Below are 25,017 nucleotides of genomic sequence, written 5' to 3'. Positions count from 1 at the left end.
ATACCATGGCGTATGTACCAGTACCAAAAGACCTTACCAAGGTCAAAACAAAAGTAGCATTAAATCTGACAAAGCGGCAGCTGATTTTCTTTTCACTTGCCGCAGTTGTGGGAATTCCGTTTTATCTGTTCATGAGAAAACCAATCGGTTCCAGTATTGCTGCCATTTTGATGGTAACGATCATGCTTCCGTTTTTCTTCATGGCAATGTATGAAAAAGACGGACTTCCCTTTGAAAAAGTGGTGGCAAATATCATTCGACAGAAGTTTATCTGTCCGGCAGTAAGACCATATAAGACAGAAAATTTTTATCAGGAGATTTCCACCCTTGTAAAAAAGGAGGGTGTGCCGGATGGCAAAAAAGACAAAGCAGGAGACTCAGCAGGAGCGTCTGTCCCTGGCGGAAAAAAGAAACCGTCAGGAAAGAAGAAACAAAAAAAGCAGAAAAGAAAGAGAACAGGAAAAGCGTAAGAAGAAACAGGAACGGGACCGCAGGAAACAGAAAAGCATTCCTACAACTGCACAGCAGAGTATTCCGTATATTCGGATGTTGCAGGATGGTATCTGCCAGGTGACAAAGACCTTTTTCTCCAAGACGATTCAGTTTTACGACATCAATTATCAGCTTGCTTTAAACGAGGATAAGACCACGATATTTGAGAATTACTGTGATTTCTTAAATTACTTTGATTCTTCCATCAGTGTGCAGCTGTCCTTCATCAATCAGCAGGTGGATGTGGCAGAATTTGAAAAAAGCATTGATATTCCGGATCAGACGGATGACTTCAATGCCATTCGTGAAGAGTACCGTACTATGCTGAAAAATCAGCTTTCCAAGGGAAATAATGGTCTGGTAAAGACGAAGTATATCACTTTTGGAATCGAAGCAGAGAGTCTGAAGGTAGCAAGACCAAGACTTGAAAGAATCGAAACAGATATCTTAAACAACTTTAAGGTTCTGGGAGCACAGGCACATTCCTTGAATGGACTGGAAAGGCTTGAGATTCTGTATCATGTGTTCAACCAGGATCGGATCGAACCATTTAAGTTCCAGTATAAGATGCTGCCGGAAACCGGATTAAAAACCAAAGATTTTATTGCACCGACTTCCTTTAACTTTTCCAAGAATCAGACATTTTTGATGGGAAGAACGATGGGAAGTGTAAGTTACCTGCAGATTCTTGCACCGGAGCTGACAGACCGGATGCTTGCAGATTTCCTGGATGTGGATGACAGCATCAATGTCAACATTCATATCCAGTCCATTGACCAGAGTTCTGCGATTAAGATGATCAAGAGCAAGATTTCAGATCTGGATAAGATGAAGATTGAAGAGCAGAAGCGGGCAGTACGTTCCGGTTATGATATGGACGTGCTTCCATCGGACCTTGTAACCTATGGAGAAGAGGCGAAAAACCTGCTGGAAGATCTGCAGTCCAGAAATGAGCGAATGTTCCTTGTGACGGTTCTGGTTATGAATACCGCAAAGAAGCGGCAGAAGCTGGATAATAATATTTTCCAGGTGCAGGGGATCGCACAGAAATATAACTGTTCCTTAAAACAGCTGGATTATCAGCAGGAAGCAGCACTTATGTCCTGTATTCCACTGGGAGTCAATCGAATTGAAATTCAGAGAGGGCTTACCACATCATCAACCGCAATCTTTGTGCCATTTACGACACAGGAACTGTTTCAGGAAGGGGAAGCTCTTTATTATGGATTGAATGCGTTATCCAATAACATGATCATGGTTGATCGGAAACGCCTGAAGAACCCAAATGGACTGATTCTTGGTACACCAGGTTCTGGTAAGTCATTTTCAGCAAAGAGGGAAATTACGAACTGTTTTCTGATTACGGAAGACGATATCATTGTCTGCGATCCAGAAGCCGAGTATTCGGCACTTGTGCAGGCGCTGCATGGACAGGTGGTTCGGGTTTCACCGGTATCTGACCAGTATATCAATCCGATGGATCTGAACCTGAATTATTCCGAGGAAGACAATCCGCTGTCATTAAAAGCAGATTTTATTTTATCTCTGTGTGAGTTGATTGTTGGCGGAAAGAATGGACTGGAGCCGGTAGAAAAAACGATTATTGACCGTTGTGTTCGGTTAGTATATCAGGAATACCTTGCCAATCCAATACCGGAGAAGATGCCAATCCTGGAGGACTTATACAACCTTCTGAGAAAACAGGAAGAGCCAGAAGCACAGCGACTGGCCACTTCATTGGAGATCTATGTTACAGGTTCTTTGAATGTATTTAACCATCAGACGAACGTGGATATCAATAACCGTATTGTCTGCTTTGACATCAAAGAACTTGGCAAACAGCTGAAAAAGATTGGGATGCTCGTAATCCAGGATCAGGTCTGGAACAGGGTAACGATGAACCGTTCTGCCCATAAGTCCACCAGATACTATGTGGATGAGTTCCATCTTCTTTTGAAGGAAGAGCAGACTGCAGCTTATAGTGTGGAAATCTGGAAGAGATTTCGTAAATGGGGTGGTATTCCAACTGGTATCACCCAGAATATTAAGGATTTGTTGTCTTCCAGGGAGATAGAGAATATATTTGAAAATTCAGATTTTATTTATATGCTCAACCAGGCTTCCGGTGACCGGCAGATTCTTGCAAAACAGCTGAATATCTCACCAACCCAGCTGTCCTATGTAACCAACAGTAATGAGGGGGAAGGACTTCTGTTCTATGGAAATGTCATTATTCCATTTGTAGACAGATTCCCGAAGAATTCCCTCTATAAAATCATGACAACCCGCTTGGAGGAAACTTCCGAAGCAGGTTAAATCAAAGGAGAAGACCATGTTACGAGCAATTTCATATGTATTAACTTTTAGTGGCGGTGCTGTATTTGGCATCGCTTTTCTCTGTTTATTACAGGCAGGGAAAGGGTATCCGAAGAAGGAGGAGTAATCAGTGGCAGAACAGAGAATGAAAGTCAGGGATAAGAAGGTCCAGAAGATGACCAAAGATGGTCTGGTGGAAGAAAACCTGACGGATAAATCTTCTGTTCGTGTCAGTAACCGTGCCAGTGATGTGCAGATGGGAATAAAACAGGGGGAAAAAGCAGAAAACCTTGTGGATAAGTCTCCCCGCCAGTCTAAGCGGAGTGGGAAAAATATTCGTCCCTCTGTGCAAAAATCCAGGGATGCACCGGAACTGATGCGAACGGAGAACCAAAGTGAGGATTTTGGACAAAATAGAAAGCAACAAAACCGGAAAAGAATCCGTGCTGAGAACAGAAAAGAATCAAGATTTGCGGAAAAATCTGAAGCCAGCCAGTCAGGGAGACTGAAAGAAAAACGTGCGGATCTTTCAGAAAACAGAGGAGACAGCCGGAGTAAGAAGAATGGTGGAAGTAAGAAACCAAAGCAGAAACAGCGTCTGAAATTTGCTTATGAAGAGACTGGTGCTTCTGTGAAAAATGACAAAGATATGGAGAAATTGAACCAGATGGATACGGATGGAGTCAATTTCCGTCATCAGAAACAGAAGGAAAAAGCCAAAAAGTTTTCTTATGAGGAAGCAAGAAAGAAAAAGGAAGCAAAGCAGCATTCCAAGAAGGCACAGGTTTATCAGGCAAATGAAGGAGAGGGTTCTGGAAAGAAGAAATCCCGCCTGAAGTTTGGGGAAGGGGAATCTGTGAAAACAGAAAAAGCTTTTGTTGTTAAGAAAGCAGGAAGTGCAACTTCCGCAGCATTGCACCGTGAGATCAGTAAAAATGAAGACGATAATGCGGCAGTAGAAGGTGCCCATAAGTTGGAAGAAGGATGCGAAGGTATTTACCGGCTGGAACAGAGAAGTGCCAGACGAAGGAAACAGAGGGCTTCCAGAAAGAGAAGCAGACTGGAGAGACAGGCAGAGAAACAGACACAGGCGGCAGCCCGTCAGGAGCAGAAGAAGCTAAAAAAACAGATTCAGAAGCAACAGATCAAACGGGATTATGCCAAAGCAAAGCGAAGTGAACAGACCGTAGGTACAGCTACAAAAGGTACGATTGATTATATCAAGAAGATTGGCGGCAAAGTCACCAATTTCTTTAAAGAAAACCGGAAGGTGTATATCAGTGTGGCAGTTCTGATCGGATTGATGTTTCTGATTATAACGAATGTCACGTCATGCTCTGCAGTGTTTTTACAAAATGTGATCACTTACACGGGAACCAGTTATCTGTCATCGGATCAAGCAATCCGGGAAGCGGAACTGTATTATACACAGCTGGAAGCTAATCTGCAGGAGCGGATTAACAACATGGAATCTGAAGAACCGGGACATGAGGAATACCGATATAACATCGGACCTATTGAGCATGATCCGTTTATCCTGATCAGTTATCTGTCAGCAAAGTATGAGGAGTTTACTTTTGAACAGGTCAAGCCGGAACTGGATGTATTGTTTGCAGAGCAATATCATCTGACTACTGAAGCAGTCAATGAAACTGTGACAGAGACAGCAACAGTAAGAGTTGGAGAATCTTTGGGACAGGTTGTAACAAGCGGATATTGTAACTGTCCAATCTGTTGTGGTATTTGGAGTGGAGGACCGACTGCCAGTGGAGCATATCCAACAGCCAATCATACCTTAGCAGTAGATGCTTCCAATCCGTTTGTTCCAATGGGAACAAAGGTGGTCATGAATGGTGTCGAATATACGGTAGAAGATACCGGAGCTTTCGCAAGATACGGTGTACAGTTTGATGTCTATTATGACAGTCATGCGGCAGCATCCGCACATGGTCATAAGACCTGGGAATGCTATCTGGCAGATGATAATGGAAGCCAGGAAGTGGAAGTGACCAGGACAAGAGATGTAGATGTGCTGAATGTCACCTTAAACAGCGGAAATCTGATGTCGATCTGTCAGGACAGGCTGGGATTTTTCCAGAAAGAACTGTTCAGTGCCTATAACGATACGAAAGGTAATTTACAGATGTTTGCGACACCGGTTGATTTTAACTGGTATTCCAGTGTGACAAGTTATTATGGATATCGGATTCATCCAATTTCAGGAGCAAATCAGCTTCATAATGGTATGGATATCGGAGCGCCGGAGGGAACAAAAGTAATGGCAGGGCTGACCGGAACGGTTACAACTTCTGCTTATAACGACAGCTATGGCAATTATGTTGTGATCAAGGACAGTAAAGGCTATGAACTGCGGTATGCACATTTAAGCAGCCGGAGTGTATCTGCAGGTGTATCCGTCACGAAAGGTGATGAGATTGGTCTTGTAGGAAATACTGGAAATTCTACAGGAAGCCATCTTCATATTGAACTTCTGAAAAATGGAGAGCGCTTAAACCCGATCTTTTATCTGGAAACTGGAGAAGGGGCAGGCTTTGGCGGCAATGAATACACCAGTGAAGCGGCACAGCGTTTGTTGAACGAAGCAGCGAGATATCTAGGAACACCGTATGTGTGGGGTGGATATTCTCCAAGTGGATTTGACTGTTCTGGATTTGTAAGTTACTGCCTGACAAACTCTGGTGTAAGGAATACAGGAAGATTGACTGCACAGGGACTGTATGACATCTGCACGCCGGTATCTCAGTCAGAAGCACAGCCGGGAGATCTGATCTTTTTTACAGGCACTTATGATGCAGGAGTTCCGGTAACGCACATTGGAATCTATGTAGGCAATGGTCAGATGATCCATTGCGGTCATCCGGTGCAGTACACGTCCATCAATTCACCATACTGGCAGAGCCATTTCTATGGATTTGGACGATGGTAAGAAAAAAGGGCGGCTGCATCAGCCGTCCGGAAAGGAGAAGCGATGAAAAGTCTTGAAAAAGCAACGGCGGATTATGAGAAAGCCAAGGAAAAAATGGAAGCATCCAAAGCTAGATATGAAGCAGACTTAAAGCGGTTCAAGGCTGCGGAGATTGCAAAAACAGAAGCGGAAAATCTGGAAATTGTAAGAATTATCCGTGCAATGGATATGAGTATTCCTGAATTGGAAGCTTTCAAAAAGAGAATGAAAAATGAACTGCCCGGCAGGGTGGAAATACAGAAGGAGGAAACAAAAGCCGATGATGAATCTGGAAAAAATGAAACAGAAGAAGAGAACAATTACTAAAAGCAGGGTAAAAAAGGGCTTGCTTGCAGCAACGACATTTCTTTGCCTGACAACACCTTTGCTCCAGACACAGACTGCTTATGCAGCTGAGAATACCGCACCTGCGATTACGATTGAGAAACCGGATGGCTGGAAACAGGGAGAAACAACCATTGCTGTTACGGTAGATGCCAGTCATATGCCGGAAGGTTTCTCAATAGCGAAGATTGAAGCAAAAGCAGGAAAAGATGGAAGTTGGCAGGATGTAACAGGAAGCGGAAGTATCACGATTACAGGAAATCAGACAGTGTATGTGCGTGTGACAGATGGTGAGGGAAAGGTCTATGAGCAGAATCGCTCTATTAAGTGTTATGACACGGAAAAACCGACACTCACTGCTTCCCTGACAGATGGTGTGCTGACGATTCAGGGGAATGATACAGTATCCGGGATTACTGCGGTAACAGTCAATGGCACCACTTATACAGACTTGAAGGATGGAATGCTGAGAGTGCAACTGACACAGAAAGATTTTACTACAAAACAGATTGAGATTACGGTAACAGATGGTGCTGGAAATACTTCTGAAAAGTATGTGTTGCAGAATCCTTACTATGAATGGGCAAAGAAGCAGGCAGAAAAACAGAAATCTTCCAGTGACAGCAATGGTGCAATGGCAACTACGACCAGTGCAGATGCGACGGGGACTGAAAAAACAACGACTTCTCCGCTTCCACAGGATGCACAGGCTTCTGAGCCGACAGATGCAAAAGGAACCGTGGATGATCGGACAGTAACAGGTATTGAGGAACAGCTTAATAAAGAAGGCGAGACGGCAGAATCCGTTACCAAAACAGCTACGGAAGGTACAAAAGAGTTTTATACCATTTCAACGAAGAGTGGTAAGATTTTCTATCTGATTATTGACAATTCAAAATCTCAGGATAATGTGTATTTCCTTACAGAAGTCAGTGAGAAAGATCTGATGAACTTCACACTTTCTGATTCAGTGACACTTCCGGAAGTAGATACTGTTTATGCAGAACCAGAGAAACAGGCTGAAGAAGAAAAGCCGGAAACGGCAGAGACAGATGAGAAAGATAAAGTAGAGGATGACATTCAGATGCCAGAAGACAAAAGTTCAGCAGGGACTTATCTGCTGATCGGATTGGTTGCAGTCGGAGCTGCGGCAGGAGGTTATTACTTCAAAGTCTATAAACCAAAGCATGAATATGATGACGAGGATGAGATGGAAGAGGATGAAGAGGAATCCGAAGATTCAGAGTCAGAAAAACGGGAAGTAGACGATGCAGATGAGCAGGAAGAAAGTGCAGAACCGGAAATCCTGAGAGATGAAGATTTTAATGATGATGTACTGGAAGATGAAGAAGAGGAGCAGGAGTAAATGAAATTAGTGATTGCAGAAAAGCCATCGGTTGCGATGGCACTGGCTTCCGTGCTTGGAGCCAGAACAAGAAAAGATGGCTACGTGGAGGGAAACGGTTATATCGTTTCCTGGTGCGTAGGACATCTGGTTGGATTATGCGATGCATCGGAATACGATGAAAAATATAAAAAATGGAGATATGAAGATCTGCCGATTGTGCCGGAGTGTTGGAAACACAAGGTATTGGAAGGCACGAAAAAGCAATTTGGAATCTTAAAGAAACTGATGAGAGATTCTAAAGTAGATGAAGTGATCTGTGCTACTGATGCAGGACGTGAAGGAGAGTTAATCTTTCGTCTGGTGTATGAGCAGGCAGGATGTAAAAAGCCGATGAAGCGGCTCTGGATTTCTTCCATGGAAGAACAGGCAATTAAAGATGGATTTGCGTCATTAAAAGACGGTTCGTGTTATGACAGTCTCTATCAGTCAGCACTTTGCAGGGCAAAGGCAGACTGGTTGGTGGGAATCAATGCGAGCCGTCTTTTTTCCGTTCTGTATAACCAGAATCTGAAAGTCGGAAGAGTGCAGACACCAACACTTGCCATGATCGTGGATCGAAATCAGAAGATCAAGGAATTTACCAAAGAAAAATATTATATGGCTCATATCAAGTTTGATGATATGGATGCAGTTACAGAGCATTTTCAGAAAAAAGAGGATGCAGATAAAGTGGCTGCGGACTGCATGGAGCGGATGTGCGAAGTGGAAAAGGATGATGTGAAAGAGAAAACAGTCCGCCCTCCGAAGCTTTATGATCTGACCACCCTGCAGAGGGAAGCTAACAGAATGTTTGGCTATACCGCACAGCAGACATTGGATGCCGTGCAGGAGATGTATGAGCAGAAGCTTGTCACTTATCCGAGAACAGACAGCCAGTATCTGACAGATGAGATGGGAGAAAGCACAGAAACTCTGATTCAGATGTTACTTGGGGAAATGCCTTATGCTGAAAGCCTGGAATATCAGCCGGACGTGAGTAAGGTATTAAATTCAAAGAAAGTATCTGATCACCATGCGATTATCCCGACCATGGAAGTAGCAAAGGCAGATATAGGTAAACTGAAAGAACGAAACTGCAAGATTTTGTACCTGATCAGTGCCAGGGTACTGACAGCAACCGCAGATCCTTATATTTATGAGAGTCATAAAAGCCAGATTACCTGTAATTATCATACGTTTTATCTCACGGCAAAGAAAACAAAGCAGGAAGGATTCAAGGCAATCGAAAATAAAATGAAACAGTTCTTTGGCGTAAAGAGTGAGAAAGAAGAGCCGGAGCTGGATATCTGGGCAGGCAAGCATTATGGTCCCTGTGATTCTTTTGTATCGGAGCATTTTACACAGCCACCGAAACAGTACACAGAAGATACCCTGCTTTCTGCGATGGAACGTGCAGGGAATGAAGAACTGACCGAAGATACAGAAAAGAAAGGACTAGGTACTCCAGCAACAAGGGCAGCAATCATTGAAAAACTGATTCAGTCTGGTTTTGTGAAAAGGGAAAAGAAAAATCTGGTGCCGACAGATGATGGCAATGTGCTGATTACGGTTCTGCCGGATGAGATTAAATCTCCGAAGATGACAGCAGAGTGGGAAATGGCATTGAATCACATTGCCCAGAATACAGAGACAGCAGATGAATTCCTAAATGGGATTACAGAGCTGATGCAGGAACTGGTTGCCAGATATCAGGGTATTTCAGAAGAAAAGAAAGAGCAGTTTCAGGGAAAAGCAAAAGGAGAAGTCATTGGCAAATGTCCCCGTTGTGGAGCTGATGTCAGGGAAGGAAAAGTAAACTTTTACTGTTCTGATCGGAACTGTGCTTTTACCTTGTGGAAGAATGATAAATTCCTTGCAAGCCAGGGAAAAAAGATGGATAAGGCGGCAGCAAAGAAGTTCCTGTCTAAAGGAAAAATCCATTATAAAGATCTGGTATCAAGAAAAACAGGGAGACAGTATGAAGCAACTGTGGAAATGGTTGATCCCGGCGAGGGGAATGTGCAGTTCAATCTGATTTTTCCACAACGATAAGTAGTGTATTGCAGGCAGTCTAAGGACTGTCTGTTTTAATACAATTATTATGAAAGAGAGGACCTTAGCATGAAGAAAAAAGGTAATTTTAGAAAAGTAGTATCTGGATTGCTGGCAGGCATGACAATGCTTAGTACAGTGTTATCTCCGATGACTGCATATGCAGCGGAGATCCAGCCAGAGGAAAAACCGCCACTTTATGAGGAAGTGAAAGACCTTCTGGATGAAGATGAGGTGGTGACTGCCAAAGATTATGAAATCGAAACAGGCAGTGTATTTGATGTGAAATCAGACTACACAGGACTGGAAATCAAGGATGATAACAAGGTCAAAGTCACATTCGAGGAAGCAAAGAACGACAAGGATGAGGATTTTACGACAGATCATGCGGACACTTACAAAGCGGTCTATTATGTGGAACCGGTAAATCAGGAGCATCCGAAGTATCAGATCAGCCGAAAGCTGATTGTGCGTGAGAAAGAAACAGAAGTGCAGACAGAAACTGCAGGGAGTGAAGCGGTAACCGAATCCGAAACAGCTGGCAGTGAACAGCAGACAGAAGAAGCGGAGGATTCCGAAGCAGACTCGGAGATTACCGATATTGATGCTGATGAATTTGATGATTTAGTAGAGCAGGCACAGAATCAGGATACCTATGATGAAGAATCAGGGTTAGAGCTTCACGATGTTTTGGAACAGGCAGGAGACGAAGGGGTGGATCTTGATTCTATGGAAGAGGGAGAGATTGCAACATTTGAAGCAGTTTCGGCTTATTCAGCAAGAACTACACAGCAGGTAACGATTGAAAAAGGACCTCTGTATAGATATGCAGATTATAATCTTGGAACCTATCTGACAGAGCCGTACTATATCAGCTACGGAAGCGTCAGAGCAACTGCGTATTGTGTACAGCCAGCAAAACCAGGACCAGGATCTGGAAATTATACAATCACAAAGATCGGGGACAATCAGGCGTTAGCAAAAGTGTGTTATTACGGTACAGATGCCGCAGGGAGCGAAAGTTTTTTTGCGAATAAACACACGGATTTCTCAGAAGGAAAAAGATTTATCATTATTCACATGGCTGCATCGTATGCCAATGGAAGCAGTGATGCATTCTATGGAACAAATGCTACAGGCGAGGCTTTGGCAAAAGAACTCTATAATTATTGTGTGAATAAGCCGGAAATACCAGATGTAGCGATGTCATTTTCAAAACCGAATGTAAAAGCTTATGTAGATGGAAATGTTCAGAGAACGGAGAACATTAAGTTCAATGCATCTTCCCAGCAGAAAATTACAATGGACTTACCAAAGGGTGTAAAGCTCTATAATGTATCTACTGGAAATGTAAGTGCGGCAGGTGCAAGCGTAACAATTGGAGGAGGAACTACGTTTTATCTTTCAGCACCTCTGACACAGACAAAAGATGTAAGTGCTACTTTTTCTGCAAAAATGAAGGGTAGTATTACAAAAGATTATTCAGCATATAAACTGACTACGAATGCAAGTGTTCAGGATCTGGCATTTGTGTTTGGAGAAGGTGTCGCTGATGAAAAATATGTAAGCTTAAAGGTGTCCTGGATTGAACAGGCTACGATCGAAATCGTAAAGAAAGACGATACAGCGGATGTCAATCTTGCAGGTGCAGTATTCGGTGTATACAGCGATGAGGCTTGTACAAAGCTGATCACTCAGATGCCGGCAACAGATAAGAATGGAAAATCTTCTGTTACGATCATCAAGACACAGGATACCGTTTATCTGAAAGAGATCACAGCACCACAGGGATATGTAGTAAATGCAACGGCAACAAATGTAAAACTGGTAGCAAGTAAGACTTCCTCTGTGACTGTAGAAAATAAAGAACAGCTTGCAGAGCTTACCATTTACAAAGAAGGACAAGTTCTTACCGGAGCAGATGTCAGTGAAAATGGAACGGTATTCCAGTATGAAAACCGCAGACAGAAAAATGCAGTGTATAACGTGTATGCCGGGGCAGATATCGTAACTGCTTATGGCACAAAAGTGTACAGCAAAGGTGACCTGGTAAAAGATAATCTGACTACGGGAGAGAATGGTTCTGTTACACTGAAGAATCTGCATCTTGGAAGCTATGTGGTGAAAGAAGCAAAAGCACCGGACAATTTCTATAACGGCAGCGAAGAAAAGCCAGTGACTCTGACTTATGCCGGACAGAATAAAGAAGTTGTATTTGCAGATGTGACTTTTAACAACGAAAGACAGAAAGCAGATGTTTCCGTAGTAAAACAGGATAAAGATACAAAGAAACCACTGAATGGCGGTATTTTTGCTCTGTATGCATCCGATGATATTAGAAATGCAGACGGAACCGTTGTTGTGAAAAAAGGAACACTGATTGAGAAAGCAACTACTGGAGCAGATGGAACAGCAAAATTCACAGCAGATCTTCCGATTGGATATTCCTATTCCGTAAAAGAAGATCAGGCGCCGGAAGGCTATGTAAGAAATACAGAAGATGTGTATACGTTCAAGTTTTCTTACACCAATGATAAAGAAGCAACCGTATCATTTGCCCATACCTTCAGCAATGACCGTGTGACAGCAAAGATCAATTTATTCAAAGTTGATAAAGAAACAGGAAAAGCAGTACCACAGGGAGATGCCACACTGAAAGGTGCAGTTTATGGTCTGTATGCCCGTGAAGATATCGTGCATCCGGACGGAGCAACCGGAACTATTTATAAAGCAGGAGAACAGGTAGCATCTCTTACAACAGATGACAAAGGACAGTCTTCTGTAAAAGGTTTATATCTTGGAAAATATTATGTCAAAGAGATCACACCGCCGACCGGATACCTGGCAGATACAGAAGAGCATGATCTTGTGTGCAGTTATGAAGGAGATATGACAGCAGAAGTAAAAAGAGAGTGCACTTCCAGTGAGCAGGTCATCAAACAGCCATTTCAGATCATCAAGGCAGCCAACAATGGAAAGACCGATGCAGATCTGTTATCCGGAGCCGGATTTACAGTTTATCTGAAATCTTCTCTTACAAAGAAAGCAGATGGAAGCTATGATTTTGATTCTGCCAAACCAGTAGTGAGTGGAGAAAATGGAGCAACTGAGATTTTCACAGATGAAAAAGGGTATGCCTGCAGTATTCCATTACCATTTGGAAGCTATATCGTGCGTGAAACTACAACACCGCACAATTACAAGCCAGTCGATGATTTTGAAGTGAATATCACAGAACATCATCCAAACGAGCCACAGATCTGGAGAGTGCTTCTGGATGAAGAGTTTAAGGCAAAACTGAAAATCGTGAAAAAAGACGATGAAACAAAGAAATCTGTATTGATTGCCGGAACAGAATTTAAGGTATATGACCTGGACAACAAGAAGTATGTGGAGCAGGTAACAACTTACCCAGTGACAACTACTCACAAGTCCTATTTTACGGACAGCCAGGGATATCTGATCATGCCGAAGAATCTGAAGATCGGACATTACCGGATTGAGGAAGTCAACGCACCGGAAGGGTACACAATCAATAAGAACTATGTAGAGATTGCGGTGGATGCAAACACAGCATACCAGATGGATTCTGAGAGCGGAGATGCCATTATTACGGTAGACTACGAGAACCATCCGGTAAAAGGAAAACTGACGATCTATAAAAAAGGTGAGATGCTGACCGGATTTAAAAAGGATTTTGTTTATGAAGAAAGATACCTGAAGGGTGCATCATTTCATGTCTATGCAGCTGAAAATATCTATACACCGGATTATCAGAAAGATGAAAACAGAAACAGACAGCTGATCTATGCAAAAGATGCACTGGTAACAACGGTAACGACCGGGGAAGACGGAAAAGCAGTTGCTGATAACCTGCCGCTTGGTTCTTACTATGTGGTAGAAAAGACTGCACCGGAAGGATTTGTCCTGAACCATGACAGATCGGATGTCTCATTTGTCTATGCGGATCAGGATACACCTGTGATCGAACAGGAAGTGACGGTTGGCGATGACCGCCAGAAAGTTGCAATCCAGGTAGAAAAACAGGATGCAGAAAATGGTGCAACCGTAGCGGGAGCTGTCTTTGGTATCTATAACAAGGCGGATATTAAGGCGGATGGAAAAGTAATCGTGAAAGCAGACACACTCTTACAGGAAATGACTTCTGATAACGATGGTCTTGCAGCATGTACGCTGGATCTGCCACTTGGACAGTATTATGTGAAGGAGTTAAAAGCACCGGCGGGATTTGTATCCTCTGATGAAGTTCTGAATCTGGATGCTTCTTACCAGGGGCAGGATGTGAAGACAGTAAAACTGAAAACAGTGAAAAAGAACCAGCCGACAACAGTTGAAATCACAAAATCTGATGTAACAACAGGTGTGGAACTGGATGGGGCAAAACTCACCGTTCTTGATAAAGAAGGAAATGTTGTGGATCAGTGGACTTCTGTAAAAGATCAGCCACATGTGATCAAACGACTGACTGTGGGTGAAGAATACACCCTTCGAGAGGAAATGGCACCGTATGGATATCTGAAAACGACGGATGTGAAGTTCACACTGGAAGATACTGCCGAGATTCAGAAAGTAGAGATGAAAGATGAAGTTCCAACAGGACTTCTGATCATCAACAAAAATGGAGAGTTTCTGGATAAGGTGACACTTTTGGATCATGTAAAAGGTACCGTGGAGCATCTTTTTGAGTATGTAACCGGAAGCCTTTCAGATGTGACTTTCGATGTATTTGCTGCGGAAGATATCAAAGCGGCAGATGGTGTCAGTGAAGATTATTTCAAAGCAGATGAAAAAGTAGGAACCATTACCACAGATTCCAATGGTATTGCACAGATGGGAGATCTCCCGGCTGGAAAATACTATGTGAAGGAAGTAAAAACAGCCCACGGTTATGTGCTGGACAAAGAGCCGAGATATGTTGACCTTTCCTACCGTGATCAGGACACACCAGTCATCACTTATGATGAGAAATGGCAGAATGCCCGTCAGAAAGTAAAGGTTACGGTTCTGAAGAAAGAAAAAGATACAGAACGTGTTCTTGCAGGTGGTGTCTTTGGTCTTTATACCAGTGAAGATATCAAAAATGCAAAGGGCGAGGTACTCCTTGAGAAAGGCAGTCTGATCGAGCAGAGGGTAACGGATGAAAAAGGACAGATTACTTTTACGGCAGATCTTCCGGTAGATGGAAAATACTATGTGAAAGAGATCTTTGCGCCGGACGGATTTGTTACAACAGAAGAAATACAGGAATTTACCTTTGAATATGCCGGAGAAGACCAGGCAGAAGTAAGCTACGACTTTACTTTTGAGAATCAGCCAACCACAGTGGAGCTGACCAAAACAGACCTGACAACAGGTAAAGAACTTCCAGGTGCACACCTGAAAGTGACGGATTCAGATGGCAATGCAGTGGATGAATGGACTTCTACGGAAGAACCCCATGTGATCAAAGAACTGGTTGTTGGTAAGGAATACACCATGACAGAGACAAAACCGGCAGATGGATATGTCACTGCAGAAAGTATTACCTTTACAGTAGAAAATACAGCCGAGATTCAGAAAGTAGAGATGAAAGATGATGTGACAAAAGTGCAGATCAGTAAGACGGATATCACAGGAGAAACTGAGATTCCAGGTGCGAAACTGACGATTCTCGATAAGGATGATCAGGTAGTAGAGAGCTGGACTTCCACAGAGGAAGCACACTATATCGAAAAACTTCCAATCGGTAAATATACCTTACGTGAAGAGCAGGCACCGAAAGGATATCTTCTGACATCGGATGTTAGTTTTGAAGTAAAGGATACTGGAGAGATCCAGAAAGTAGCTATGAAAGATGACACTGCCAAGGGAAAAGTGATTCTCAATAAGACAGATAAATCATCAGGAGAACCGCTGAAAGGGGTAGAATTTGAACTTCGTGACAGCAAAGGAAAAGTTCTGGAAACCTTAAAGACAGATGCTGCCGGTCATGCAGAAAGTAAGCTGTATGAGATTGCCACATTTAAGAACGGCAAATATGATACCGCTATCAAGTATTATCTGGTGGAAACAAAGACACTGGACGGATACACACTGGATCAGACCAAGCATGAAGTGACATTTGCCTATGCAGATGACAGTACACCGGTTGTAGAAGTTACCTTTAATCTGACAAATGAGAAACCGGAAGTTCCAGAAACACCGAACACACCACAATCCCATGAAGAGACAAAGGTATCAAACGCACCGAAAACAGGTGACAGCACGAATATCTGGCTGCCGATCCTGCTTCTTGTAATCTCCACAGGAGGTATGGCAGGACTGTATATCAGCAGGAAAAGGAAAAGCAAATAAGGAAACTAAAACCAACGGTTATGATTGGGAGCTTCTATGTGAGGCTCCCTTTTTCATACAAAAATATCACAGAAAGGAACAGAAAACTATGATGAAAGCAATGGAAAAAAGACGGGAAGCACGAAAAAACCAGGAGAAAACTTTAAAGAGAATGATGGCTTATCAGAAGAAATCCGAGCAGATGGTCAGCAGAAAAAGAATGAACCATCACATGATCAGAAAGGGGTAAAAGCGTATGATGAACAGAAAAGAATTTTATGAATATGTCAAAGACAATGTAAAGGAGTATCTGCCAGAGTCTTATAAGGATGCAGAAATTAAACTGCAGGAAGTAGAAAAAAACAATGGTTTGAAGCTGACAGGTATTACGATTCCGAATGGAGATCAGAGAATCGTACCGACAGTCTATCTGGATTCCCTCTACCAGGAATATATCCATGGAAAAGATGTAGACTCTTGTGTTGGCGATGTGGCTGATATGCGTATTGAGGCACAGGGAAAAGCAGAATTTTTTGATATGGGAGTTCCAGATATTCTGGATTATGAAAAGATGAAGGACAAATTACAGATGAGAATTTGTGATAAGGAATGGAATACCGATCTTCTTGCAGATAAAGTAGTCACAGAACACGGAGATTTTGCAGCTTATTATGCAGTAAATCTGGAGGAAAATGGAGAAGGGATCAGCAGTATTCCGGTAACTGTTTCTCTGATGAACGAGTGGGGAGTATCTGCCGAACAGATTCAAGCGGATGCGATGGTGGCAGACCGAAAACGTGGTGTCACACTTATGGATATGAATGAGATTATCAAATCTATGATTTTTGGTGAAGAACCAGAAAACCTGCTGAATGAAAAAATGGATATGGAAGCCATGGAAAACCCAATGTTCTGTCTGACAAACAAAGCTAAGATGAATGGAGCTTCCCTGTTACTGCAGGAAGATATTCGTAAACAGATTGGGGAATGCCTGGGAAGTGATTACTTTGTCATCCCATCTTCCATTCATGAAGTGCTGATTCTTCCTGATAACGGCATTTTTCAGGTTCCGGAATTAAATGCGATGGTACAGGAAGTCAATGAGACAAAGGTGGAGAGACAGGAGCAGCTTTCCGATAAAGTTCAGTTTTGTGATGGGAAAACGGCAGTTATGGAAAATGCTGAGCGTAGGGAAGCTCGTTTGGAGAAAGAAAAAGCAGCCGAAAAAGCGGAAGTAAAAGGTGGAATCCATGGAAGACTGGAGAAAGCTAAGGCAGAAATCAAGGCAAAAGAGGGAGACAAAGTGCCAAAGAATAAGTCAAAAGAGCTTGCCACAGCATTATAAAGAGTAACAACGATGATTTTAAGGGGACTGTGCTAAGCAGTCCCTGATTTTATGAAAAGGAGTAGCGCATGGCAAATAAATTATATGCAATGGAACAGCTGACGGAAGAGGTGGCAAAAGATGTAGCTGCCAGTCCGCAGGAATGGATGCGGTTCCTAAACACTGCATCCAGACTGTACAAATACACTTTTCCAGAACAGCTTTTAATTTATGCACAGCGACCGGAAGCAACTGCCGTAGCATCCATGGAAATCTGGAATCAGAAGATGTACCGCTGGATCAAAAAGGGATCCAAAGGGATTGCCTTGATTGACAATACTTCCGGACCGAAAACGAAACTTCGGTATGTATTTGATGTGCAGGACACTTATAAAGTGCGGAATCTTGGAAAGGATCCTCAGTTATGGAATCTTCCGGTGGAAGGAGAACAGCTGGTGGCAGATTATCTGCAGGAGCAGTTATCACTGGAAGATACAGAAGGAGGACTTGCTGAAAGTCTGCATCAGGCAGCGAAGGAGAGTATGCAAGAATGGCTTCCAGATGCATTGGAAGAACTGAGACTGGACGTAACAGGGACATTTCTGGAAGAACTGGACGAACAGAATCAGGAAGTCGAATTTCGGGAACTGATGACCAATAGTGTCTGGTATGTATTACTAAACCGGTGTGGACTGGATGCACAGGAATATCTGGATGCAGAGGATTTTCGGCATATTACGGACTTTAATCAGCTGATAGTATTAGGACATCTGGGAAGTGCAGTCAATGAGATCAGCAGACCAGTCCTGATGCAGATTGGACGATATGTGCTGAATAATCTGGAAAATGACCTGAAAACGGTTGCAAAAGAAAAAGAAGTAGTCTATAATGAATTTAACACGTTAATGCGTGAAAGTAATACAGATAACACAGAAGATAGAGAAGAAAAAAAGGAGGAAACAGACTATGAGAGAGATCAGTTACAGCCAGAACGGAGAGTATCAGATTCCAGATATCAGCCTGGAAGAGACGAGAGGAACCATCGGCAAGTACGGAATGATGCGGAAAGAGTATCTGAGAAATCACAAGGTAGCCAGGTTCAACATTCTGACACTGCAGAACCGTCTGGACAGTCATCTGATGGAGATCGACAGCCAGGCAAGACAGAGAGTAGACGACCTGATGAACGAACTTCTGGAGAAAGATCCGGCACCGGACAAAATGGCAGACGGGATGGCATGGACCAGACACATGAACCAGATCAAGGCACAGGCAGAGGAGCTGGTGATTCAGGAGATTATTTACAGTTAAGTCTGTTCCCAACAGAAGAGGAACAGTTAGGAGAAATAAGGAAAGCGGCAGCTGCATTGGAACAGCCAGCCGCTTTTCTTATTTCCGATGAAGTGGTAAATGATATTCTCCGCACGGGAAGCGGACAGAAAAATACACTGTTTCATATTACAGCAAGACTGATTGAAGGTCTGGATAATGAAGAAATGCGGAGTTTTCTGAAAGATGAATATGGAACTGGTGGCAAAGGATTTACCATAGATGGTCAGAAAATCAGTATCTGGTATGACAATGATGGTATCCGTATCCGGCGAGGGGACTCTGCCAGAAGAAACTTTGACCGCATGGTTACGTGGGAAGAAGCAGCGAACAGAATTCGGGATATGTATGAGGATGGAAATTACGTGGATAATTTGATTTCCAATAATGCCATTGAACAGGAGCAGGAAGAAATGACCAATCTTCTTGCACTTCATTTTCGGGATACTTGCAGAAACTGGGAAAAGAAACAATCATATTCAGACTGGCAGGATGTAGTGAGTGGAGCATGGACAGATCAAGAGGAAGCAGATGCGATTGTCTATCGTTTTGAATGGCTGCAGAAATATATGGATGAGAATCCGGGAGATTATCACCGCTGGGAGATTCAGCATAATCCGGAATATTTCCAACGCTTTCAGGATCTTCAGAGGGAGCGTTCCTGGGTAGACCAGAAATTTACGGTCGAACGTCCGGCACTATCCTTTATCACACAGGATGAAATTGACGCAGTGTTAAGAAGAGGCGGCATTACTGCAGGAGGACGTAACCGAATCTATGAGTATTTCATGGAACATCATGATATGAAAGATGCAGCTGAGTTCCTGAAAAATGAGTATGGAACAGGTGGTTCCTCACCCGGAATACCAGGAGCAGATGCTTCCGATGCATCCCATGATGCAAAAGGATTAAAACTTGCAAAAGGGAAAATTGGCAGTCCAGAGGTAGAAGTTTTATTAAAGTGGAACAAGGTTGCAGAACGTGTTCGCCAGTTAATCCGCACAGATGATTATTTGTCACCGGAAGAAATGGAAAAGTACGAAGAACGACAGGAAGCACAAAGACTGGCAGACCTGGAAGAAGCACAGCAGATGTTAGGAGAACAGCTGGAACAGGATACTTTTACAGCGGAAGATATAACGGATCTGCGACTAGTTGATTCAGAATATATGTCCGGTACCAGAACAAAAATCTATGATTTTGCTTGCAAAGTTAAGGGAGAAGAGAATCGACTTCAATACACATTAGAATATCATGATGATGGAGAAGGTTTCACGATTCATACGGAAAAAGATGATATTTGGGAGCGAATGTCAACACAAGAATTGGAACGTCTGGATGTAAAACTTGGACAAGAAGTACTTTATTATCATTATCACAACAAAACAGTAAATGCGGATACCTTAGATAAATTACGGGAAATCAAGGAAGAAATCATGGAGGAAGAGTCTTCCTATTTTACTGCTATTTCTAAACGTGTGTGGACAGATTATGATAAAAAAGAAAAAGAACTGTCGGGAGAAGTTGAGGTATTGGAAGAAAAAGAATCATTGGAAGAGATTAACGGAATAGCAGAACTGATTCCAGCAACGAACTTCCATATCACAGATGATGAACTTGGACAGGGAACACCGAAGGAGAAATTCCGAGCCAATATTATGGCTATTCAGCTGTTAAAAAAATGTGAGGATGAGAACCGCAATGCGACACCAGAGGAACAGGAAATCTTATCCAGGTACGTCGGCTGGGGAGGTCTTGCAGATGCATTTGATGAGACAAAATCTGCATGGGAGACAGAATATTTGGAATTAAAGACCGTCCTTACACCGGAAGAATATGCTGCAGCCAGAGCTTCCACATTAAATGCTCATTATACACAGCCGATTGTGATTGAAAGTATGTATCAGGTGTTGGAGAATCTGGGATTTACAAAGGGAAATATCCTGGAGCCATCTATGGGAGTCGGGAACTTCTTTGGAAAGCTTCCAGAGAATCTAAACCAGTCCAAACTCTATGGAGTGGAACTGGACAGCATCAGTGGCAGAATTGCTAAACTTCTCTATCCAGATGCCAATATCCAGATCAAAGGCTTTGAGAAGACGGATTATCCCAATGATTTCTTTGACGTGGCAATCGGAAATGTGCCATTCGGTGCATATAAGGTCAATGACCGTCAGTATGACCGCTACAATTTTATGATTCATGATTACTTTCTTGCCAAGACTATAGATCAGTTACGTCCAGGTGGTGTAGCTGCGTTGATCACAACAAAGGGAACTATGGACAAGGAATCACCGGAAGTCCGGAAATATTTGGCAGAGCGTGCAGACCTGCTGGGGGCTATCCGACTGCCGAACACAGCTTTTAAGGCAAATGCAGGAACAGAAGTCAGTGCTGATATTTTGTTTTTCCAGAAGCGTGAGAGTTTCACAAAAGTGATGCCAGACTGGGTGAATTTGGAGAGTGATGCAAATGGGATTACCATTAACAAGTATTTTGTTCAGCATCCGGGATTGATTCTTGGTGAGATGAAAGAAGTGTCCGGTCCGTATGGTATGGAAACAACCTGTGCTCCAATGGAAGGAGCTGATCTGGAATTACAGTTACAAGAAGTTGTAAAACACATCAGAGGAAGCATGGTAGCGGCAGTAGATATAGAGGCAGAACTGGATGAGATGCCAGAGAGTATTCCGGCAGATCCGAATGTCCGAAATTACAGCTATACGGTGGTAGATGATCAGGTATATTACCGTGTCAATTCTTTGATGAATCAGGTGAAAATGCCTGCAGTCACTGCAGAACGTGTAAAAGGCATGGTTGCAATCCGTGATACCGTTCGTGAACTGATCGCCATGCAGATGGAAGAATTTGTCACAGACGAAGAAATCCAGAAACAGCAGAAAAAACTGAATCAGGTGTATGATACCTACACAGCAAAGTATGGAGTTATTGGAAGTAATGCTAACAAACGTGCATTTTCTGATGACTCTTCTTATTGTCTGCTGTGTTCCCTGGAAGACTTGAATGAAGATGGAACATTGAAGCGGAAAGCGGACATGTTCACCAAACGAACCATTAAAAAGGCGGTCGCTGTGACAAGTGTGGAGACAGCCACAGAAGCACTTGCTCTGTCCCTAAATGAAAAGGCTAAAGTAGATCTTCCATATATGGCACAGTTGACCGGAAAGACCGAAGAGAAAATCACAGAAGAGCTGGTTGGAGTTATCTTCAAAAATCCACTGACAGACCAGTGGGAAAGCGGAGATGAATATCTGTCTGGAAACGTCAGAGATAAATTAAATACAGCGAGAACTTTTGCAGAGAATCATCCGGAATTCACACCGAATGTGCGTGCATTGGAGGCAGTTCAGCCAAGAGATCTGGAAGCGTCGGAGATTGAAGTGCGTATTGGAGCCACCTGGATTGAACCTTCGGATTATCAGGATTTTATGGTGGAACTGCTTCATACGCCGAGGTATCTTGCACAGAAGGAAATACAGGTAAAATTCTCTGAGGTAAATGGTGAGTGGAGGATTACAGGAAAGAACGCCGACAGTCCAAGAAATGCGTTTGCTTATGCAACGTATGGAACGGAGAGAGCAAATGCCTACCGGATTCTGGAAGATACCTTGAATCTAAAAGATGTTAGAATCTATGATAAAGTCGTAAATGACAATGGGGATGAAGTGCGAGTTTTGAATAAAAAAGAAACTATGTTGGCATCACAAAAGCAGGATGCCTTGAAGGCTGCATTCCAAGATTGGATTTTTAAGGATCAGCAGAGGAGAGAAAGGCTGGTAAGCGTGTACAATGAGCGTTTCAATAGTATCCGTCCCCGTGAATATGATGGTAGTCACTTGAGTTTTCCAGGAATGAATCCGGAAATAGAGCTTCGTCCGCATCAGAAAAATGCAGTCGCACATCAGTTATACGGTGATAATGTGCTTCTGGCACATGTAGTAGGAGCTGGGAAGACTTACGAAATGGTAGCGGCGGCAATGGAGAGCAAACGTCTGGGATTATCACAAAAGAATCTCTTTGTTGTGCCAAACCATTTGACAGAGCAGTGGGGAGCGGAGTTCCTGCAGTTATATCCAGGAGCAAATATTTTGGTAGCAACCAAGAAAGACTTTGAACCGGCAAACCGAAAGAAGTTCTGTGCCAGAATCGCTATGGGAAATTACGATGCTGTTATTATTGGTCATTCCCAGTTTGAGCGTATTCCAATCTCTGATGAGAAACAGGAAGCCATGCTTCAGAGGCAGATTGATGATCTGGAAATGGCAATCCAGAGTGCAAGGTATGAACAGGATGGTGGACGTTATACCGTCAAACAGATTGAAAAGACAAGAAAAACATTGCAGACAAGGCTGGAGAAACTGAATCAGAAAGAGAAAAAAGATCAGGTAGTTACGTTTGAAGAACTGGGAGTGGATCATTTATATGTAGATGAAGCACACAGTTATAAAAACGCATTTCTTTATACAAAAATGAGAAATGTAGCCGGGATTGCACAGAATGAAGCACAGAAGTCGGCGGATATGTTTAATAAATGTCAGTATCTGGATGAGATTACCGGAGGAAAAGGCATTACCTTTGCTACGGGCACACCGATTAGCAACAGCATGACGGAATTATATGTTATGCAGAGGTATCTGCAGAACAGCAAATTACAAAATATGGGACTTGGACTGTTTGATTCCTGGGCCTCCACCTTTGGCGAGGTAGTCACGAGCATTGAGCTTGCACCAGAAGGAACAGGCTACCGTGCAAAGTCAAGATTTGCAAGATTTTATAATATTCCGGAACTGATGAATATGTTTAAGGAGATTGCAGATATCAAGACTTCCGATCAGTTAAAGCTTCCTGTGCCAGAGGCGGAATATGAAACAGTGGTGCTGAAACCAACGGAACAGCAGAAAGAAATCGTAGAAAGTCTGGGGGAACGTGCAGAAGTTGTCAGAAACGGAGGGGTAGATGCTTCGGTTGATAATATGCTGAAAATTACCAATGATGGAAGAAAATTGGCATTGGATCAGCGTTTGGTGAACGAATTATTGCCAGATAATCCAGAAAGCAAAATATCAGTCTGTGCAGAGAAAAGTTATGAGATCTGGAAAGACACGGCAGCACAGAAATCTGCACAATTGATTTTCTGTGACTTGAGCACACCGAAAGGTGATGGCAGTTTCAATGTTTATGATGACTTGAAGCAGAAACTGATAGCGAAAGGTGTACCGGAAAAAGAGATTGCTTTTATTCATGATGCAAATACAGAAGCAAAGAAGACGGAGCTGTTTGGAAAAGTGAAATCCGGGCAGGTTCGTTTTTTGATTGGCTCAACAGCAAAGATGGGTGCCGGGACCAACGTGCAGGACCGTCTGATTGCGTTGCACCATCTGGATATTGGCTGGAAACCATCTGATTTGGAACAGAGGGAAGGGCGTATTATCCGTCAGGGAAATCATAATAAAAAGGTTCATATCTTCCGGTATGTAACTGAATCCACATTTGACAGCTACATGTGGCAGTTGGTTGAGAACAAGCAGAAATTCATTTCTCAGATTATGACCAGCAAAGCACCTGTGCGAAGCTGTGAAGATGTGGACGAAGCGGCACTTTCCTATGCAGAGGTCAAAGCTCTTGCAACCGGAAATCCAGCAGTAAAAGAGAAGATGGCATTGGATGTTGATGTGGCAAAATTAAAACTTTTAAAAGCCAACCACATGAATAACCAGTACCGCCTGGAAGATGATATTGCAAGGAATTTTCCACAACAGATTGCAAAACTGACAGAAATCATTGACAGCTACAAGGCAGACATCGCTCATTACTCAGAGCATAAAATCACAGATCCAGAGCAGTTTACTATGGAGATTGGCGGCAAAGAGTTCACAGAAAAGAAAGAGGCAGGAGCAGCACTTCTGGCGGTATGTAAAGATATTAAAGCTGTAGATGCTGCGATGGATATCGGAAACTATCAGGGATTCAATATGAGGATTCAGTTTGATGGATGGAGTAAAGAATTTATTCTATCTGTCAAACATGAGGCTGTCTCGAAAGTTCATCTTGGAGCAGATGCACTTGGAAATATTACTCGTATCAACAATCTGTTGGACAGTTATCCAGAGAAGCTTTCAGAAGCACAACAAAGACTGGAAACAGTATATGAACAGCTTGCAAATGCAAAAGAAGAGGTTGGAAAGCCATTTCCAAAAGAAGAGGAGTTGAACCAGAAACTGGAGCGACTGTCAGAATTAAATGCATTGCTCAATATGGATGAACGGGAAGATGCAGAAACAGAGGTGTCTGAATCAGATGAGAAAGAAGAAAGACCGACACGTGGTTCTATCCATGAAAAACTGCAGATTTATAAAGAAAAGAGTCAGCGGGAAAGTGAAACTGGCAAGGAAAACAGAAAACGGGACTTCGGTCTGGAATAAATAAACAGGAAAGATGGCATAATTTGGTAGA

The 25,017-nt window shown here is 42.9% G+C and carries 10 protein-coding genes; all 10 read left to right on the top strand.

Translation table 11 applies throughout. The annotated features are described in order from the left end of the window. The first annotated feature begins 5 nt into the window (after nt 1-5). The 10 genes from MCJ35_RS15930 (at nt 6) to MCJ35_RS32570 (ending at nt 24,986) form a co-directional block, all read left to right on the top strand. Nucleotides 6-470 carry a PrgI family protein gene (locus MCJ35_RS15930; protein ID WP_024720790.1) on the top strand — a complete coding sequence of 155 codons (465 nt, stop codon included), beginning with the start codon at nt 6-8 and terminating at the stop codon, nt 468-470. Further along, entirely contained in the window at nt 352-2,808 is a 2,457-nt protein-coding gene (locus MCJ35_RS15925) for a VirB4-like conjugal transfer ATPase, CD1110 family (RefSeq protein WP_240299563.1), read from the top strand. The genes MCJ35_RS15930 and MCJ35_RS15925 overlap by 119 nt, the downstream gene beginning before the upstream one ends. A gap of 145 nt (nt 2,809-2,953) precedes the next feature. After that, the gene (locus tag MCJ35_RS15920) at nt 2,954-5,755 is read left to right on the top strand and encodes a CD1108 family mobile element protein (RefSeq protein WP_034549892.1); all 2,802 of its coding nucleotides are present in this window, start codon (nt 2,954-2,956) and stop codon (nt 5,753-5,755) included. 42 nt (nt 5,756-5,797) lie between these two features. Then, the gene (locus MCJ35_RS15915) at nt 5,798-6,100 is read left to right on the top strand and encodes a DUF4315 family protein (protein ID WP_008688068.1); all 303 of its coding nucleotides are present in this window, start codon (nt 5,798-5,800) and stop codon (nt 6,098-6,100) included. Further along, nucleotides 6,054-7,484 (top strand): CD1107 family mobile element protein, encoded by a 1,431-nt coding sequence (locus tag MCJ35_RS15910; protein WP_024720787.1) that lies wholly within the window; start codon nt 6,054-6,056, stop codon nt 7,482-7,484. Before MCJ35_RS15915 ends, MCJ35_RS15910 begins: the two co-directional genes overlap by 47 nt. After that, entirely contained in the window at nt 7,485-9,557 is a 2,073-nt protein-coding gene (locus MCJ35_RS15905; protein ID WP_024728265.1) for a DNA topoisomerase 3, read from the top strand. 69 nt (nt 9,558-9,626) lie between these two features. Next, a complete protein-coding gene (locus MCJ35_RS15900; RefSeq protein WP_024720777.1) occupies nt 9,627-15,911 on the top strand; it encodes a SpaA isopeptide-forming pilin-related protein in 6,285 nt (2,094 codons plus the stop codon). An 88-nt stretch (nt 15,912-15,999) separates the two neighbouring features. Beyond that, entirely contained in the window at nt 16,000-16,140 is a 141-nt protein-coding gene (locus MCJ35_RS15895; RefSeq protein ID WP_240299562.1) for a hypothetical protein, read from the top strand. Nucleotides 16,141-16,146: 6 nt separating this feature from the next. Continuing rightward, a complete protein-coding gene (locus MCJ35_RS15890; protein ID WP_024720776.1) occupies nt 16,147-17,235 on the top strand; it encodes a DUF5688 family protein in 1,089 nt (362 codons plus the stop codon). Between the two features lie 68 nt (nt 17,236-17,303). Next, a complete protein-coding gene (locus tag MCJ35_RS32570; protein ID WP_024728264.1) occupies nt 17,304-24,986 on the top strand; it encodes a DEAD/DEAH box helicase family protein in 7,683 nt (2,560 codons plus the stop codon). The last annotated feature ends 31 nt before the right edge of the window (nt 24,987-25,017 follow it).

The sequence above is a fragment of the Enterocloster sp. OA13 genome (assembly GCF_022440595.1).
In the GTDB taxonomy this organism is placed as follows: Bacteria; Bacillota; Clostridia; order Lachnospirales; family Lachnospiraceae; genus Enterocloster; species Enterocloster hominis.
This window is presented reverse-complemented; position numbering and strand designations above follow the sequence as displayed.